Here is an 18,762-nt window from a genome sequence, read left to right as displayed (position 1 = left end):
TCATGGGCCTATATGTTTTCACGAATTGACTTTTTTCTAAGCTTCCATATACATGTATCTACGATATAGTGATGGAAATTAATGCTTTGGTAAGCAATGACAATTAAAGGTAATGATGTGTAAGGAGACAGCTGCTTGATAGACCAATCTACTCCAGAATAAAAGAAATAAGTAACGAGAATAGAAACGGAGAAATAGCAAAAAACTCTTAGATATCCTTGCTGACTTAACCAAGAAATAACAGGGTGGTTTTTATCAAACCCTTTTTGAAATTTTTGTGAGTTGTAATGCCATACAAAAGAAATATATTGAGAGTTATGCCATATGTTGATAGCGAGCCAGCCAACATTAATATCGGTGAATAAAGCATAAGCTACCCAGTATATTGTTTGGTGGCTTAGTAAATACCCAAAATGTCTTGGTTTTAATTTACCGCTACGAAGAGCTCCTATTTGGTTATACAGCCATATGCACTGAATAATAATTACTATACAAACTAGAGCGATAGCAACGGACATAGATATTGGAAGAGTTTTTACTTCCATAAATAGGAACGTATTTGGATTCCTTGCTGACATGAATGAGAAAGCAGCTATAGGTACCGCATAAAATACTATTCGATTAAATAGTTCATTGCCACCTTCACTGCTTTGGACTTTATATCGTATGGCTTTTGACACGCCTTCGCTTTGCCGTGTGTAATGCCACCATTGCCAATGTAGGTATATAGTTGATATTAGCCATGAAGAGTTAATATAAATACACGTAAAAACAAAAGCTATTACAATAAATGGTAAAATCAAGGTCAAAAATCGCGTTTCTGAATCACTTAACTGTGATATGCCTAGCCTTGTATAGGTTGAAATGACGTGATGATAGCCTAAGAAAAATATATTTAATGAAAATATAAGGTTGTACAAAATTGAGGAAGTGCTAGCAATAGATGCAACTGCAATGGCAAATACAGGCAATAGTAAGATAAAAAATATATCAAATTGAGGATTTCTGAAAGAAGAGTGTGAAATCGCTGACATTAAAAAAATCCTTTTATTTTCAGGGAAAATAATTTTTTAAAATAGCTCAATGACGTTTGAGTTGCTTGCTTACAAAATAGAATGCTTCCTGACAGTCTATCATTTTTTTATTTTTGTTTTTACTATTTATTAACAATTGTTTTGGCATCTGCGTCCAGTGTGAATATTGAACACTCTTTCAAATTTGTGCTTTTGTACCATCTAATAAGTAACTGTCACAAGGCAAGTAATAACGCAAAAAATGGCGGATTTTTTCCTAACAAACTTTAGTTCTATGTCCTGATTCATTGGTTAAAGGCGACGAAATGTTAAAAAAGAATAGTTGGGGGGAATAAATGAGGGTAGAGCAAACTCTTTCAAGCTATTTCATTATTTTAATTGTATTTTTGTATATATTGCAGAGAAGGATACATTACCTCGTCACGCTGAAATAGTTAAGGCTAGAAACATAAATTCGTGGTAAGAAGCCTTTTTCTACAGCGATTTATTCTGCCCCCTAGGGTAAAGTTCATTGCTGGTCTTCGTGGGTACGGACTTAGTTAACCTTTTTATAGCTATTTGTTTAGTTTTATATTTGGACTTTCCATTTTGATACCTATTTGCTATCTGTTTAGTTTCTCACTTTAGGTTGATTGGGCAAGTGCTCCGGTTGAGCACTTGCCATTAACTTTTCTAGCGTAGGATTTTTAGCTTTTATCGTGTGCTCATTGTTAGTTCTTTTCTAACGATGTCAGCTCCAGCTGTTAACGCCTGTAACTTGCCTCTTGCGACATCACGTGATAAAGGTGCCATGCCGCAGTTAGTACATGGGTACAGCTTGTCGGCATCCACATACTGGAGTGCTTCACGCAGGGTGTTAGCGACTTCTTCTGGTGTTTCGATGGTGTCGGTGGCCACATCAATCGCGCCGACCATGACCTTTTTACCTCGTATTAGCTCAAGCAGTTCGATGGGCACATGGGAGTTATGACATTCTAACGAGATAATATCGATAGTAGACTGCTGCAGTTTAGGAAAGGCCTGCTCGTATTGGCGCCACTCTGTGCCTAAGGTCTTTTTCCAATCTGTGTTGGCTTTAATGCCGTAGCCATAGCAAATATGCACCGCGGTTTCGCATTTTAGGCCTTCGATGGCTCGCTCTAAACACGCAATCCCCCATTCATTCACTTCGTCAAAAAACACGTTAAATGCAGGCTCATCAAATTGGATGATATCAACCCCTGCAGCTTCTAACTCTTTCGCCTCTTGATTAAGTATTTTGGCAAACTCCCAAGCGAGTTTCTCGCGGCTGTGGTAATGGTCATCATAGAGGGTGTCTATCATGGTCATTGGGCCAGGTAAGGCCCATTTAATGGGTTGCTTAGTTTGCTGGCGTAGTACTTTAGCATCTTCAACAAAAACCGATTTAGGACGTGAAACTGCGCCGATAACGGTTGGCACGCTCGCATCATAACGGTCACGTATTTTAACCGTTTTTCGGTTTTCAAAGTCGACGCCAGTTAAGTGCTCGATAAAGGTGGTCACAAAGTGCTGACGGGTTTGCTCGCCATCACTGACGATATCAATCCCTGCTTGTTGCTGTTCATGTAACGACAGGCGCAATGCATCGTGTTTACCATCAATTAATTCCTTGCCTTGTAATTTCCAAGGCGACCATAAGGCCTCAGGCTCTGCAAGCCATGACGGTTTCGGTAAGCTGCCCGCTGTTGATGTTGGCAGTAGAGGTGTTTGTGTATTTGTTTTCATAATAATGCTGCGATACCTTAAATTTTAGCGTGTGTAGCTTAATGTCATCGCCTAATGTTATTGCTAAAATGAGTACTTAAAATGAGTACTTAAAATGAGTACTTAAAATGAGTACTTAAACTGCGTAATTAGCAGACCATTGGTTAAGTAAGGATTGGTAAGGTTTGATGAAGTGTTCTTCTGCAAACTTGCCTTGTTTCACTGCTAACTTACTGCGCTCTTCTCGGTCATAAATAATTTGCGTGAGCGAGTGGTCTTGGTTTTTCAAATTAGGCTGATAGCAGTTTCCTGCCACCGCATTGGCATTATAAATTTCAGGTCGGTAAATTTTTTGAAAGGTTTCCATTGTGCTGATGGTGCTAATTAACTCAAGGTTGCTGTAATCATTCAGTAAATCGCCAAAAAAGTAGAACGCTAATGGTGCAACACTTTTAGGCGGCATAAAGTAGCGAACCTGTAAGCCCATTTTTTTGAAGTATTGCTCGGTTAACGATGACTCATTGGGCTGATACTCAAACCCCAATAATGGATGTTGATTACCCGTTCGCTGGTAGGTTTTGTTGTCTGATACACTCAGGCAAATAACCGGTGTTTTTTTGAAGTGCTGCTTATAGGTATCTGAGTTCACGAAATACTTAAACAATTTGCCATGCAGATCGCCAAAGGTATCAGGGATACTAAATTGGCTTTGACCTTTATTATGCTCAGACAGTAAGACGCTAAAGTCATAATCTCGCACGTAAGATGAAAAGTTATTGCCAACAATGCCTTCAATCCGTTCCTTGGTGTGATGATCTACTATATGGGTTTTCAATATCTCAATTGATGGGAAGGCTTGATTATTTCCTTCAATTTCCATATCTACAGAAATGATTTCAAGTTCGACAGAGTATCGATCACCTTTTGGGTTATCCCAATAGGCGAGGGCATTAAAACTGTTATCGATCATCGTCAATGCGTTTCGTAAGTTCTGCTGACGACTTTCGCCTCTGGCTAAGTTGGCAAAGTTAGTGGTAATGCGAGTGCTGTCTGATGGCTGGTAGTTTTCATCAAGACAAATATTTTTAATCGAAAATGTAAAACTGTTACTCATGATCTGCTGTCCCTTTTCCGTAATAAACCCTGAACCTGTCGCTAATGCTTGCTTGGCTTTCAATTCCATCTGAAGGTGCCTTCGATTAGTCTTCATCTTTTTTGTAAGCCGAGTGTGTTTTATACGTGTTTAGGTAGATGATGAAAATTGATTAAATTTCCGCTGCAACATGAGCGTTGTTCATGTTGGCTTTCGCGTCATGCTAATCGCTTACGTTTATACACACCGAAATCAGCAACTCAAGGTCATTAGGAGGTTAATATGTGGGTAAATTTAATTGGCATTACGTTAATAATATTGATCATATGGTGGTTTTGGGGGAAGAAAATCGATAATTCTAAGTAGTAAAAAGCGTATTGATGGCTTACTCGTTTAAAACTACTTTATAATTCTTATCGAACGATTGTTGCAGTCTTGTTAATTTTTGCGGCTAATGTATTATGCACCTACATACATGGATGTAAAACTTAAGTAGGACGCTAAATGCTTTTTTCTCGTATACAAAATTTAACCTTTTTGAGCTCAATATTACTATTATCAGCATGTGGCGGTGGTAGTAGCGGCGGTGGTGAGACAAATAATAACGAAATAGCACCGCAGGAAAAAACCACATACCTTGTATCAACTTTGGTAAATGAAGGTGGGAGAATAGAACCGATTAGCTTCACTGTTGAAAGCGGTTCTTCAGCCACTTTTACTGTTATGGCCGACGAAAACTATATGATTACTAGTGTGTCGGGCTGCGATGGTAACTTAACAGGCAATACCTATCTGACTAATGCTGTAACGGGGACGTGTGAAGTTTCGGCAATGTTTAGTTTAATTCCCCCTGCTGATGACGAAGCCCCTATCGTAAATGTGCTATTTCCAGCCAATAATTCAAGAGCTAACGGCTCACAAATTACTGTTAGAGGCACAGCTAGTGATGAGGGAGGAGTTAAAGCTGTAAGGGTAAATGGAAAGTTAGCTAACATTACAACTCAACAAGAAAGTAACTCAATTGGGCTGCTAGATGAGGTAGTCAATACTCAAGTTGATTGGCAAATAGAGGTTCAGTCAGACATCGATGAAGATCTGGTTATCACCACTGAAGATGACGCAGGTAATATTGATGAAACTGCTGAATCAATTAAAGTATTTAATGCGATAATCCCATCTAATTTTATTGTAGATAAAACCAATAATCGTTTAATCGGTCATTTAAATCCCACTCAATTTGCCATAGTTGATTTACCTACAAAATTCATGCATGTCATTAATGTGCAATCACTTGGCGAGTCTAACCCCTTCACCTATTACGAAAATCAAAATAGTCTTATTCATTCAGAGTTAATAGAGGAACAGCTTACATTATCGAGAATTGATGTAGCTTCTGGCGATGTTGAAGTTATTTTAAATCATGATTTACAACTCGATTCATCTAAGTGGTCATTTGCACATGTTAAATCACTCGTTATTGGCCCTGAAGAAGATGAATTATTCATGTTGCTGACTTATTTTCCTGTAGAAGGTGTTAACCAAGCACAATCCATCATTATGAAACTGGATTTAAATACTAATTCTTTATCTACGATAATTGAAGGTCAAACCTTGTCAGGCAATTCGGTTTCAACAAGCGATATTGCATACACTTCCAAAGGGTTAATCGTTTTTAATAGTGCTTTTGGGGGGAATGATGATGGACTGTCCATTGTTGAGTTTGACGGTTCTGATAGTAAAGCTATCACGGGAAATCTAGGTATTACTTCAGCAAGTGTTGATGTTGACCATCAAAATAACACTGCTTATGTTGCTGGGTATAAAGGATTCAGTCGAATAGATTTAACGACAGGTGAGCATAGTGAATTCTCACTTGAAACAGATCAAGATGAATTGGCTATTTCTCAAATTCGTTCAACAGGGCTAGATTTATCAAATGATCAGTATTTAGTGAGGGATAGTGATTTAGATGTGATTGTGGCTGTTAATCTAACCTCAGGAACAAGAACTACATTTGCTAGTAATGGGGTAGGAACTGGCCGTGTCATGATTGCTCCGAGGGAGTTATCTTTAGATAGTGCGAATAATATTGCTTATATTGCCGATGACGGAGGAAACTCTCCTGGTTTTATTTTAGCGATCGATATGGAAACTGGTGACAGAGAAACTGTATATAGTTTTGAAGATGAATATAACTATATGATGAGTGGCTTATCATTCGATCCAGCGACGAATATTTTGTATACGTCGATTAATAATCAAGTTTTGGCTATTAATATTGAAGATAAGTCTAGTGAAGTTATTAGCAGCGCCTCAATAGGGAGTGGTGTATTTTTCAGTGGTATTACTGATGCAGTGTTAGATAAGACTAACGAGCGAGTTTTAGTTGTTGATTACCATGGTCAAGCAATACTTGCTGTTAACCTATCTGATGGCTCTAGGACGATTATTTCTTCATCTAATTCGGATAGTCTTGTCGGCGAAGGCATTAGTATTTATGGGATAAGTTCAATTGCGTTAGATGAAGCTAACCAGTTGGTTTATGCCGCTAGTCAAGTTAACAAGAATATTATTAGCATCGATCTTGCTACAGGTAACAGAAGCTTATTATTAAATTCTTGTGAAGGAGAGGATTTCGTTGATGACGGCTTAAATCATATTTCATTCAATAAATATGATAACTCACTGCTATTCGCTAATCGTGTCATTAGCCAATTTAATATTGATGATAATGTCTGCAAAAACTCATCGCTTAGTTTACCTTTCGATCTCGAGCAAAATGAAAGGGGACAAACTTTCGCTAATGACTTTAACAAGCTATATCAGATTGATTTAGTCACCAATGAAAAAGTGATACTGTCAAAGTAGAACACTTGTCTTCGCATTGAGAAACACTTATATGAAAATGAGTGTTTCTCTTGTATCTAAAAGTATTAAAAGACTGGGACTGCTTTTAAGCTAATTCTCAGATACGTTTATTACAATTCACACCTTATTGTGTATTTCACCCGTTAAAGAGGGACTTGTTATCAAGGATACAACTCAATCTAGTCAGTCAACTAAGTCTCGCAAGCCTTGGATTGCGTTAGGCGTCATTGCTGCCATTGTGATGTTAATTGCTGTGGTATTTAGTGTATTGCCTAAAGGTTTTAAAACGACACATGAAGATATTGGTTCTGGTAAACCCGTTTTAGTGTTTGTTTACGATCCTAACCTTGCTGTGAGTAACAGTCAGACTGAGCAAATGAATACAGCACGCGCGGCGTTAGGTGATGACGTGTCGTTTCTGATTGCGAGAATAGGGACGCCAGAGGGCGATCAATTTATTCGTAAATACCAAGCAAGACCTGCAGAGCTACTCATGTTTGAGCCCGCTGGTAGTTTGGTAAAAAGGCAATATGCCTTAATGCAATCCAATGAAATCATGCAGTGGATAAATTAGTGAAATAGCTAAATCTCAACGCGTGATATTTCACAGCTTTAGTCATTAAAAAGGGTCGAATGGTTCCATTCGGCCCTTTTTATATGTTAACTAACAGTCATAACTCGATTGATGTTCAATTTTTGGTGACTTTTTGCTGCCAATATTCATCGGCTTCTTGAATAAATTGCGCTTTATTTTCGAGCCAGTTTTCTCGCACACTTAAACTGTAGTTTAAATATAGTTTGTCTTGATACACGGTAAAAGCTTGTGGATCACTGCTGACAACAAAGCCGCTGCTCATGGCGTAGGCGCAATAACCGCCGTATTGTGGGGCATATCGTTCGGGGGATTGTTTAAATTGGGCTAAATGTTCTTTGCTGGCAAATAACCATTGTGAGCCTTGATACTCAGCTTGAAAATCTGTGCTACCTTTAATGGCTTTATTTTCAGTAAAGTAAGCTACGACATCGTAACCTGTAACAGCATATCCTTGGTCATTATAAATAGGCTTATTGCTTAAGCTAGTACAGCCGACTATTGCGAATGCCATAATAAGCGGCAGCAATAATTTACTCAGTTTTATCATCTCACGTCTTATCATCTCACTTCCTTTGAAGTTAACAGCTTTGCTACTGAGTAGACCTAGAAAGTTAGAAAATCATTTCATTGCTTATGTTTACATCTGCCTGTGCCTTTTAAAATATCTGCGTTAACAGTATATTAACGTTTCGAGTTTTAAGGGGATGCAATTGAAATGCATACCTTTGTGGTTTAATTCCTTCTACCCACTCGCATTTAAAAGTCGATAACGCTGATCTTTTTATTAATTCGTGGCGACATAATTTTCCCAATGGCTTGGCTTTTTAAAAGTTTGTTTTGTCATGATTTAAGGATAAAAAATGCAAACTGATGTATCGATTGCAAGGCTCAAACAATTTCCGCGACTGATGTGGATTTTACTGTTTGGCTCGTTCATAACCCGTGGCAGCTACTACATGGTATGGCCATTTCTTGCGGTTCTCTTATACGAAGAATTTGCTTTAACTGCCACTGAAGTTGGGATGGTACTTTCCGGTGCTGCAGTCATTTCAGTGTTTACTAGCTTTGCCGGAAGTGCGCTATCAGATTGGGTTGGCCGGCAAAAATTAATGTATATGACTGGGGTACTGTACATTATTTCTTTTTCATTGCTTGCAGAAGTGGATACGGTTAAAGGTTATGTCGTCGCGATGACACTGTGTTCAATTGCGACATCGCTGTGGCGGCCTTTAGGTTCTGCGTTAATTGGCGATATTATTCCCGATAAACAAACCCGTGAGCTTGCCATGCAGTCCTGGTATTTTGTTGTCAATGTCGGTTGTGCTGTGGGTCCAATGCTTGGGATTTGGCTTGGTTTAACGGGTCAGCAATCTAGCTTTTATATTACTGCTGGTGCTTTTGTTGTACTGCTGATTTTATTGTTTTGGGGTTTCAAGCACCAAGCGGAGCTTGATAAAGCGAGTGCTATGGCCTCTGGCAGTTTTGATTTTGGCAATGAACAAAATTGTGAACAAGACAGTGCAAAAGAAGCTAAAGTTCCTGCTGAACATTATGACGACAGTGTGAAAACCAATGCTGATACACAGCCTGTTTCAGGTAAGCGCATCGCCAGTATTTTGCTGCAAGATAAGTTATTTCACTGCCTTATTTTAGCGAATACCTTATGTATGTTTATCTATGCTCAAATGGACAGTTCACTGATTCAGTACTTAACTCGTGAACAAGCGCCGCAATTACTAACGCTAATATCGAGCATGATTTTTACCAATGCTTTGGTGATCATTTCAAGTCAGTTTCTACTGCTTAAATTAATGGCCGACTATAGCCTAACTCATCGAATTCAGTGTGGGCTGGTGTTGTTATTGATATCTCAGTGCTGGATGGCTGCTAACCCTGTTGATTTGTTCTGGGGCTGGATTGGCGCTGTGGTGGTGATGAGCCTTGCTGAAACAATTTTGTTCCCGACAATGAATGTGCATATTGACCGTCTCGCGCCAGCTAAATTACGCGGTGCCTACTTTGGCGCAGCATCCTTTTATGAATTTGGTTTCGCTTTTGCACCATTTGGTGGAGGTATTATTTTAGATTCACTAGGTGGAAGTTGGCTATTCATCATTGGTGCGGGTTTGTGCGTTGTAGTAATGGGATTATATAAAGTGCTTCCGAAATTCTCGCGTCCTGATTTTGCCTCAGTATCGTAACGGCTAGGTTTATAATAAAAATGCCCTTTATAGAAAATCTGCTAATAGATGAATTTATTTTGCTCTTTGCCAAACCTTTAAAATAAAGGCGATATTAGCGCCTTTATTTATGTTATGAGTCGTTGAAATCCTATTGCTTTTACCGACTTCAATACTGCTGTTTTTACTGCAATGAAGCTAAAGTGAACATTCACCAGCACTGAGTTCATTGGTTAATTTACGTAACATGGCTTCATCAGTAAAACCACGGCGTTTAGCCAATACATGACCCTGTGTATCAAGCACTAAAGTGGTTGGAAAGCCTTTTACACCACCGCTTTTACGCACAAACATTTTATTGCTTTGTTTTGATGGGATATCGGCTGAAAAATGACGTAATTCACGCTTTAGTTGGCTTTTAGAACCTTTATCGCCAACTAGAGTAAAGTGCACGCTATTGCCACATTCACCTAATAGCTCGGTGATAATTTTGCCCTGCTTTTTGCACCAACTGCAATCAGGCTGAAAGTACATCAACACGGTAGGTTTTTCAGCATGGTAACTCACCGAGGATTGACTGGTGCGCAAATCCTTTAATTGAATTTGCGCCACAGAAAGCTCAGTGCCGTTTGATTCTGCACTCGCAGTGTTACTGACAACAAGAGTTGCCAGTAACACTAGGCAGTTAAAGCTTACCTTCAATGCCAACATAAAACTCACGACCATGTAATGGACCATAGATGTAAGCAACGTCATAGCCGCCATCAGCATCATAAAACAGTGGTGATTCCCCTTCTTCAATTTGGGTATAGTTAAAGATATTTGATAAGCCGCCGTAGACTTTGATTTGGTCTGTTAGGCTGTACTGTACTTTTACATCAGATACTGTAAAGGCAGGTGCATCTTGGCTTTTAAGCGAGCTAGGGTCACCTTTGATGTCATAACCTTCGTAACCGTAGTCGGTTAAGTCACGCTCACCAAACCATGTGGTATTCCAAAATACGGTGAAATCGTCAGTTTTCCACTCAAGCTCAATACCTGCACGGGTTTCAACCGGGGCAATTGAGTATGAAGAGCGAAATACGTCGTTATAATCAAAGTATTCAGCACTGGCATTAATGGTAAGCTCATCAGTTAGGCTGTAGCCTGCCACGATGTCGACGGTAGTGACTGATGCATCTTCATCAAGCTGAGTCAGAATCGGTACACCGTCGTCAGTTTCTTGCAGTGATGCTAAGTTTTGCACGTTTGAATGCGCGACTGAGAAGGTTCCCGTTAATGTGCCAGCATCATAGCTTAAGGCATAGTTAGCTGATAACGATTCTTCTAATGAATCGACGTCAATCAGGTAGCCTTTTTCAGAGTCTAGAATACCGTGGTCAGTTTCAAAGAATGATAATGGCGCGCGGTAGCCTCGACCTGCAGATAAGCGAGAAGTCCATGTGTCACTGTGGAAATAACGCATGTCGACACGAGGGGCGATAAAGGTTTCGTCGATTTCAGTGCCAGGTTTTTTGTCATCAACAAAATCAGCGGTCACTTTGTCTACCCGAAGTGCCATCGCGATTTCAATATCGTCAGTAGGAGTCCATGTATCTTGAATGAATACGCCTTTAACATCGTAATCAAATGAGTCACTGACATAAGCTTCAACGTCATGCAGCGCATCGGTATGCGAGCGCATTTCTTCGGTGCGAATATCTGCGCCGTAGGTTAAAAAGTGATTGTCGGTCAGTTCTGTATCAAACTTAGCTCGGGCATAGTACATGGTGTCTTTTGCGCGGTAATCAATGCCTTCATAAAAAGAGTCTTGCTCATGTCTTGCATAGCTTACGGCAAACTCAGAGGTGGTGTAATCAGATAATTCACTGAGTAATTTAATGTAGGCTTCATCACGGTTGGTTTCAATCCACTCAGTGGTTTCCCACGCTTTACCTATGTACTCATTACGGACATCATCACCAACAAATAAGCTATCAGACTCTACGCCATCATAGCTGCTGATCGCCTCTTGAATAGAGCCAACATTGTCGCCAATCACAGGGCCACCAAAGATCTCGCTCCGCACTTTTGCTACACGCAGGTGAATGTTATTGGTGTCGTTTAAATCATGGCTGACTAACGAACTGACGGTATAGTTCTCTTGGAAAGGCGCTTCACTAACACCATTATCATCATGATCTTCCTGATCTTGTTTATCATATTGGCCGATTAAGGTGATACCCGTTTTGCCGTCATCTGAAATTCCTGTTGCCATTCCTTTCATTGCGGTGAAGTCATGTGATCCCTTAGCGATATCAACAGACACTTCGTTTTCGTAGGCTTGTTTAGTGACAACGTTAACGGTTCCGCCAATCGCTTCAGGGGCAATCAAGGAAGCGCCTGCGCCACGTGCAATTTCGATACGGTCAACACCCGTGGTTGAAATAGCATCAACCGCATAGTAACCAGAAATCATAGTATGTGTTGGTAGGCCATCTACTAAAATTGTCGTATGTTCGCCTTTCATACCATTGAGCATGATGCGCTTAACACCACACATTGAACATTCATTTGAAACATTCACGCCGGGTTCATTATTGATTGCATCAGTTAAACTCAAGGCATTTTTGTTTTGAATCATCAGTTCATCCAACACTTCTGTTTTTTGAATGACATCTTTCAAACGACCATCTTGCTGTAATTTTTGACGCACACCTCTGACTTCAATTTTTTCGATTTCATCATCGGTGGCTGTGGTCTCAGCTTGAGCCGAAAAGGTCAGTGCGCTGAGTATTGCTGCGGCTAAAATTGAATGCTTCATATTGTCAACTTTTGTGATTGTTAGTGTGTGTAAATGTTGCTTTCGTGCTGCACTTGTTAAGCTTGTTGCAATTTTATGGCGTAGATAAAGCTGATACAAATGATAATGATTAGCATTTGTTGTAATTGTGGGCTGGTGCACAAAGGTGTGAATTACTTGGTTTTATAGATGATCTAGATCAATAAATGTTGTGATTTATTTTGCTGTATTTGGTGTGTAAATGACGTGTATCAGCTGAAAGTAGAGGCTTTTGCGATTTAATAAACTGCCAAGGATGTTAATTTTAGTATTTCCTTTATCATGTTTTTGGGCATGAAAAATGCCATTTAAAAGCTGTAATCACTTTTCCCTACATGATTAGAACGGCTTGTTCTTCAATTGAAACAAGCATCTATCGAAGATTTATTGCTTCAGTGTTATTATCAAAAAAATAACAACTATATATCATTTGTTTTTATGCTTGAGCTGAGTGTATGGAATAAAATATTTTCAAAGAAAGCGGCGTGTGTTGGTTTCCAACATATGAGGCTGGTGATGATACTTTTTTACTCAGTCATGTCATTATTCATGAGCTTTACACTGCATGCAGACACAATTGAAATCCCTAGTTTTAGTAAAGGCAGTGTTGGTAAACATACGGCATATTTTCGTGAACGTGACGGTAAGCTTTCTTTAACAGAAGCGCGTCAACAATTTCAAACAACTGAACTTTCTCTTGGCTCAAGTAACTCTATTTCTTTGGGCATTGGCGTTGATCCTGTGTGGATGTCAGTTAAGGTCAATAATGTCGCTAATACAAGCCAAGACTATCGCTTATCAGTAGAAACGCCATGGATTGATTATATTGATACTTGGCTGATTAAAGATGGGCAGGTAATCAAACATATTGCTGGTGGCGATGCTTTTAGTTTCGATACTAGGCCAATGCAGTATCGCTTTTACGCTTTCGAACATGCCTATTTACCTGGCATTACTGACATTATTATGCGGGTTGAAACGAAAGGCCCAATGGCGCTACCTGTGCAATTTAATAGTGTAGAAAATGCGATAAATCGCGACATTGTCAGTGGTTATCAGTATGGCGCGTTATACGGAATTATGGTGGCGCTAGCATTATATAATTTAGTGCTATTTGTGTTTATTCGTCAGCGTGAATATGGCTTATATGGTTTGTACCTGTTGGGCTTTGTTTTAAATAGCTTGTCTTATACTGGTCAGTTGCACACGATTATTACCTATGATTTTGGCCCTTACTTCCAAGATTGGCTCGATATCTTTTTAATGATCACTTATAGCGTTGCAGGGTTACATTTTGCAAGATCGCTACTGCATACCAAAGAATATGCACCAAGGTTAGATAAATTTGTATTGCGTACAACGCTGTATATTCCGCTAGGAATGTTAATTGGCTTTGTGTTTAACCAACTATTTTTTTCGATGGTGTTGGCATTTATCTTAAACACTTGCTTCGTCATGTTATTTATCGCCATGGGGGTAAAAGCATTGCAAGCACAAAAGCCATTTGCGGTTCTTTTCATTTTATCTTCGGTGACTGCCGCGGTGTGTATAACTATTTCAACACTCGCTGTTGCAGGCGTGTTAGTGCCTTATAACGATTACACGTTTAAAGCGATTGAAGTGGGTATGGCATTCGAAGCAATTTTACTGGCATCCATTTTGGCAAGGCAGTTTAGAATAGCGCAAATTGACAAGCTGATAGCTGAAAAATATGCCCGCACGGATCCATTGACTGAACTGAATAATCGACGTGGTTTTAAAGTGCTTACAGAGTTAACTTGGCCAAACATTGTCGATACTCAACGTAATATCTCAGTTGCTCTCATTGATATTGATTTCTTTAAAAAAGTAAATGATGAGTATGGGCATAGTAAAGGCGATGAAGTGTTAAAAAAAGTGGCGAAAGTCATTGCTGAAACATCAAGAGAAGGCGATATCTCAGCCCGCTGGGGAGGTGAGGAGTTTATTGTATTTTTACCTGATACCACACGAGATGGCGCTATTATGCATGCAGAAAGAATACGTGAGGCTATTGAGGTCATTTCATTTACGGGAATTGATTGCGAATTAATGTTAACTGCAAGTATTGGTGTTGCTGGTAGCGTCGCTGCTCGATTTGAGCATGAATCAATTAATCACGACACCCTTGAGGTTATGATAAAAAATGCCGATAGGGCACTTTATATTGCTAAGCAAGATGGTAAAAACCAAGTTAGAGTGGTGAGTTAATGGTCACCTCTGTCATTCCGATTAAGTTTATTGATGACTTCTTATGCTTATAAATCAAATTCTTACCATAATTATGAAGTTCAGCACACCTCAGTGCTAGGTCAATCTTCATATTGAAACGCCGTAATATAAAATGTAAGCGCATTAAATTAATACCTAAGTTACAACAAAATTAATTGTTGAAAATTTTTGTAATGGTAGAATGCGCCCCACGAGCCACATGGCAATTTTCCCGATATTTTTCACTTCACATTAGAGCCGCTATGAAACGGATTTTATTACTCACTTTATTGGCATTTTCGAGTGCTACTCTTGCTGTTGAGCCATTAATCGATACACCAGAAGACATGGAGCCGACTTGGGTCGATGATATCTTGTCGATATTTGGTGCTGATGGTGAGTTTGATGACAGTAAACCCATCGATATGAGTTATCTGCCTACGGCTTATTACACACCAGAAAAGAAGTTTGGTGTGGGGCTACTCATGGTCGGGTTATATAAAACTGAAGGGGGAGCCGCAGATGAACAGCCTTCATCATTGGTATTGAATTCATTTGTGTCGATGAACAACTCTTATGGTATTGAAGCTGAAAACATGACGTTTTTTAATGGCGGTAAGCAGCGCTTACTGTTAGACGTCGAATTATATAATGAAGCGGCGGTGTATTATGGCAAAGGAATTGATGATGGTAATCTAGACATTAATCATCATGAATATGAAGAACAGCTTTATAGCTTTAAACCACGTTGGATGACTGAGTTTGCTGATAATTATTATATTGGTGTCGGTGCCGATTTTATTTACTCAAGTGCTGACAAGCTTGAGTTAGTTGAAACCGAGAAGTCGATAGAAACAGATGAGATTTTACCCAGCAACTTCAGCTCGGGTGTGGTCGTTACCAGTATTTATGATTCTCGCGATTACCGTTTAAATGCCACTAAAGGTTGGTTGTTTCAAATTGATGCAGGCATATATCAAAACAGTGAGTATTCGACGTTTTCAACTTACAATGTTGAGTTGGCCAACTACATCGACTTAAGCTCTACGTCTATGTTAAGTAATGCGCCTGGTCTTATTGCTTGGCAAGTACAAGGTCATTTTACTAATGGCGATGTGCCGTGGAATTTATTGCCTGACTTAGGTGGCTCTAGCGCAATGCGCGGTTTTATTAAAGGCCGTTACCGTGATGAGCAAATGATGATGGGCCAAGTTGAGTATCGTTTACCGATTTTCCAACGTTATGGCATGGTATTTTGGGGCGCGGTAGGCAGTGTTGCTCCTTCAGTGAGTGACTTAACTGATGAGTTATTAGCCTCTTACGGCACAGGCTTTCGCTTTAAAATTAAAGACAATATCAACTTACGATTTGATGTGGGTGTAGGCGAAAACGAAACTAACTTCTACCTTAATGTGAATGAAGTTTTTTAATCTACATCACTCAACTTGTATGTTTGAGCACGATAGTAAAATAGTAGAGAAGTAATGAGCGTATTAAAACTGACAATAGCGGTTAAATTAGTGCTGGTGGTTATCTTGTTTCCACTTTGCACCAATGCATCTGAACAGGATGCTGCTGTCGAAAGTCAGTGTAGTCGTACTTCTCACTATGATATTTATTTGAGTGGCATTCACACTGGCACCATGAAAAGAACCGAAACATGGCAAGGTCAGTCGGCTGTGGTCACCTCAACCAGTAAAGCCAGCATATTAGGTATTGGCACTCAATACGATCAGCGCGCTGAGCTGTCTTGGTCGAATACCCGTGATGAATGGATAACCGATAACTTTCATCAATTAGTGACAGGCTTTCGCGCTCGGGATATGAAGGTGTCATTTAGCCATGATGGGCTTGCATCCGAGGTCGATATTGATGGTGATAAAGACAAGTATGCTTCAACTCATATCCCGTTAAGAGATGTGGATACCTTAGCCATTCAAATGCGCCAGTTTTTACTTCAAGGTCGAACCCAGTTTGCATTAGTGAGACAAGCATCAGATGCAATTGAGCCTTATCAACTGTATGTCAAAAAGCCTATTTCCGAACAGATTGAACCATGGGGAGAAATGACCTTAATTCCTGTTGAGCAGTCAGGTGCTGAAGAAGTCACTTATTATTTCGCACCAGAGATGGATTATCAGTTAGTAAAAGCACGTTATCACGGCATCATTTTAAAAGGGCTTATAGAGCTTAATCATTACCATTCTACTTGTGATAAACAATAACGGAAATTCAAGTAAATAGTTTAATCTTGTCATTATTGTTCAATACATTGGTATAGGTAAGCTAAACGTCTATAACTGGTGCTTTAATTTTTCTTTGTGGCTTTTTTTTAGCTTATAAATATATTTTTTATTCATATATCTCCCTCCTTTTTTATTTGATGAAAGGTCTTTCCCTTTAAACTATTGCACTTGCTAGTGCTATTTTACTAGCGTGTTTTACGTACTAAAACATGATCTATATTCCATTTTTGAAGCATTTTTAACCATTTTTGATTTTGGAAACAAAAATAGCTTTACTTGTTATTGCTTCAAGAATACATTCGCCGAAAATAGTCTAAGGGTGATTTTACCCCTTTAGCCGACAAGCACGATTTAACCCTTCAAAACCTTTCATTAAGTAGTACTAAATTGACGATAATCATGAATGATAATGTTGAAAATAACATTATTACCCCTGTAGTTGGTTTAACTTTTTTCGCTGTCGCATCAGGCTTTTTAATGAGCCTTATTCCTTTATCTGTGACCCATTTTGATATCGATTTATCATTAATACCTTGGCTCGCCAGTGTGTTTTATTTTGGTCTATTGGTTGGTGCTACCTGTATTCAACGAGTGATTAAACGACTTGGACATAGGCGATCTTTCATCTCTTTTTTGACTCTGGTGACGCTGACTGTTGTTGTTATGATATTGGTGCCACATCAAGTGACTTGGTTAGTCGCTCGTTTTGTTGCTGGCATGGCTGTAGCAGGTGTATTTGTAGTCGTAGAGTCTTGGTTGTTAATGGCAAATTGCTCTAAGCAACGTGCTAAGCGGTTAGGGCTATACATGGCGGCTTTGTATGGCGGTAGTGCTGTAGGCCAGTTAGCTATTTCAGTGTTTGGAACAGACGGAATACAGCCATATTTGTGTGTATTGTTACTCTTGTTTATGGCGACATTGGCTCCCATTCTGATTCGTTCTGGCCAGCCCCATAGTCACGATCAACAAACTATTAGCCGCAAAGAAATCCGTCATATCAACCGCCCAGCGATTATTGGCTGTATGGTGTCAGGGTTATTGCTCGGTCCAATTTATGGATTAATGCCATCATATTTAACGCATATCAGTGTTTTTGCAGAGCACACAGGACTGCTAATGGCGAGCATCATTATGGGGGGAATGTTAGTGCAACCCATTGCCAGTGCGATGTCGACCCGAATGAGCAAAAGCTTATTAATGGCGATATTTTGCATGCTAGGTTGTTTAGCGGTTATGGGCGTACTTGAGTCTTCTACGTTAGTAATGATGGGGTTTAGTTTATTGCTATTAGGCGCGAGTAGTTTCGCGCTCTACCCCATCGCCATCACACTGGCATGTGATCATTTACCAACTGAAAAAATGGTATCGGCTACAGAAATGATGCTGCTGTGCTATAGCGTGGGTTCTGTTTTAGGTCCGCTGTTAGCCACAACATTTACCGAAGTCGGAAATGGCTTGATCATGTACCTAGGTGTTTGCTTAATAACAACCTGTATTTATATGTTGATGAAAAGCGCTGAAACCATTTCGTCAGGCCAAAAGCCCATTGCGGGTTAACGCCCTTACGGCAGCTGCGAAGTCCTCGCAGCTGCACTTCATTCTACAAGCTTTACTGCCTGTTATAGGCAGTAAAGCCATCAGTTGAACCAAGCGTGCTAGTTTGGATAAATCGAGTCATTTTTTCTATTCAAAAACAGGTCACGACACAAACTTATCAATATGTTGCATCGGTGGTTCGGCCTTTTTTACACTCAGCTTCATTTAATAACGTGTAAATTTCTCACTCTATTAACGCTTCTATTTGTTTATATTGTGTTTTTTTAGCAAATAAATGCAGTTTTTCTTTCGTTAAAGCCTATGTGGCAGTCTACTCATAACGCTGATAATAGTTCTTTATGTTACATAATTACTCTTATTTATCAGTAATTTGATACTTAGGTTTATTTTTTGTTGAATAGGTCGCTTTGTTCA

General features: G+C 39.4%; 13 protein-coding genes. 7 read left to right on the top strand and 6 right to left on the bottom strand.

Annotation, left to right across the window (positions count from 1 at the left end):
- Positions 1-8: 8 nt before the first annotated feature.
- From J8L86_RS12900 to J8L86_RS12890, 3 genes are all read right to left on the bottom strand, one after another.
- Positions 9-1,034, bottom strand: coding sequence for a hypothetical protein (locus J8L86_RS12900; RefSeq protein WP_211030686.1), 1,026 nt, complete (start codon positions 1,032-1,034; stop codon positions 9-11).
- Positions 1,035-1,727: 693 nt separating this feature from the next.
- Positions 1,728-2,780 (bottom strand): methionine synthase, encoded by a 1,053-nt coding sequence (locus J8L86_RS12895; protein ID WP_211030684.1) that lies wholly within the window; start codon positions 2,778-2,780, stop codon positions 1,728-1,730.
- Between the two features lie 115 nt (positions 2,781-2,895).
- Entirely contained in the window at positions 2,896-3,873 is a 978-nt protein-coding gene (locus J8L86_RS12890; RefSeq protein ID WP_211030796.1) for a DUF1852 domain-containing protein, read from the bottom strand.
- Between the two features lie 483 nt (positions 3,874-4,356).
- Between J8L86_RS12890 and J8L86_RS12885 the strand changes: the two genes are divergently transcribed.
- Positions 4,357-6,720: an Ig-like domain-containing protein gene (locus J8L86_RS12885; RefSeq protein ID WP_211030682.1), complete on the top strand. Its 2,364-nt coding sequence runs from the start codon at positions 4,357-4,359 to the stop codon at positions 6,718-6,720.
- 127 nt (positions 6,721-6,847) lie between these two features.
- On the top strand, positions 6,848-7,294 hold the full coding sequence (locus J8L86_RS12880; protein WP_247663388.1) for a hypothetical protein: 447 nt from the start codon (positions 6,848-6,850) through the stop codon (positions 7,292-7,294).
- A 115-nt stretch (positions 7,295-7,409) separates the two neighbouring features.
- Here the strand turns inward: J8L86_RS12880 and J8L86_RS12875 are convergent, their stop codons facing one another.
- Positions 7,410-7,877, bottom strand: coding sequence for a YHS domain-containing (seleno)protein (locus J8L86_RS12875; RefSeq protein ID WP_247663387.1), 468 nt, complete (start codon positions 7,875-7,877; stop codon positions 7,410-7,412).
- A 298-nt stretch (positions 7,878-8,175) separates the two neighbouring features.
- Here J8L86_RS12875 and J8L86_RS12870 point away from each other — a divergent pair, with 298 nt between their 5' ends.
- Complete coding sequence (locus J8L86_RS12870) at positions 8,176-9,516, top strand: MFS transporter (protein ID WP_065109694.1); 1,341 nt, start codon at positions 8,176-8,178, stop codon at positions 9,514-9,516.
- A gap of 177 nt (positions 9,517-9,693) precedes the next feature.
- On the opposite strand, the gene J8L86_RS12865 is transcribed toward J8L86_RS12870, so the two are convergent.
- Together J8L86_RS12865 and J8L86_RS12860 are read right to left on the bottom strand one after the other, a co-directional pair.
- Positions 9,694-10,221, bottom strand: coding sequence for a thioredoxin fold domain-containing protein (locus tag J8L86_RS12865; protein ID WP_211030680.1), 528 nt, complete (start codon positions 10,219-10,221; stop codon positions 9,694-9,696).
- Positions 10,181-12,298: a TonB-dependent receptor gene (locus J8L86_RS12860; RefSeq protein ID WP_211030678.1), complete on the bottom strand. Its 2,118-nt coding sequence runs from the start codon at positions 12,296-12,298 to the stop codon at positions 10,181-10,183. Before J8L86_RS12860 ends, J8L86_RS12865 begins: the two co-directional genes overlap by 41 nt.
- A gap of 534 nt (positions 12,299-12,832) precedes the next feature.
- Between J8L86_RS12860 and J8L86_RS12855 the strand changes: the two genes are divergently transcribed.
- The 4 genes from J8L86_RS12855 to J8L86_RS12840 all read left to right on the top strand — a co-directional run bounded on the left by J8L86_RS12855 (position 12,833) and on the right by J8L86_RS12840 (position 18,348).
- The gene (locus tag J8L86_RS12855) at positions 12,833-14,545 is read left to right on the top strand and encodes a diguanylate cyclase (protein ID WP_211030676.1); all 1,713 of its coding nucleotides are present in this window, start codon (positions 12,833-12,835) and stop codon (positions 14,543-14,545) included.
- 263 nt (positions 14,546-14,808) lie between these two features.
- Positions 14,809-15,975 carry a BamA/TamA family outer membrane protein gene (locus J8L86_RS12850; RefSeq protein ID WP_211030674.1) on the top strand — a complete coding sequence of 389 codons (1,167 nt, stop codon included), beginning with the start codon at positions 14,809-14,811 and terminating at the stop codon, positions 15,973-15,975.
- 54 nt (positions 15,976-16,029) lie between these two features.
- Positions 16,030-16,770, top strand: a complete 741-nt coding sequence (locus J8L86_RS12845; protein ID WP_247663386.1) for a hypothetical protein — start codon at positions 16,030-16,032, stop codon at positions 16,768-16,770.
- Between the two features lie 420 nt (positions 16,771-17,190).
- Positions 17,191-18,348: an MFS transporter gene (locus J8L86_RS12840; RefSeq protein WP_211030672.1), complete on the top strand. Its 1,158-nt coding sequence runs from the start codon at positions 17,191-17,193 to the stop codon at positions 18,346-18,348.
- Positions 18,349-18,762: the final 414 nt, after the last annotated feature.

This window comes from Shewanella sp. MMG014 (assembly GCF_018100775.1).
In the GTDB taxonomy this organism is placed as follows: Bacteria; Pseudomonadota; Gammaproteobacteria; order Enterobacterales; family Shewanellaceae; genus Shewanella; species Shewanella japonica.
Note: the sequence above shows the minus strand (reverse complement) of the source record. Positions and strands in the feature narration are given on the sequence as shown.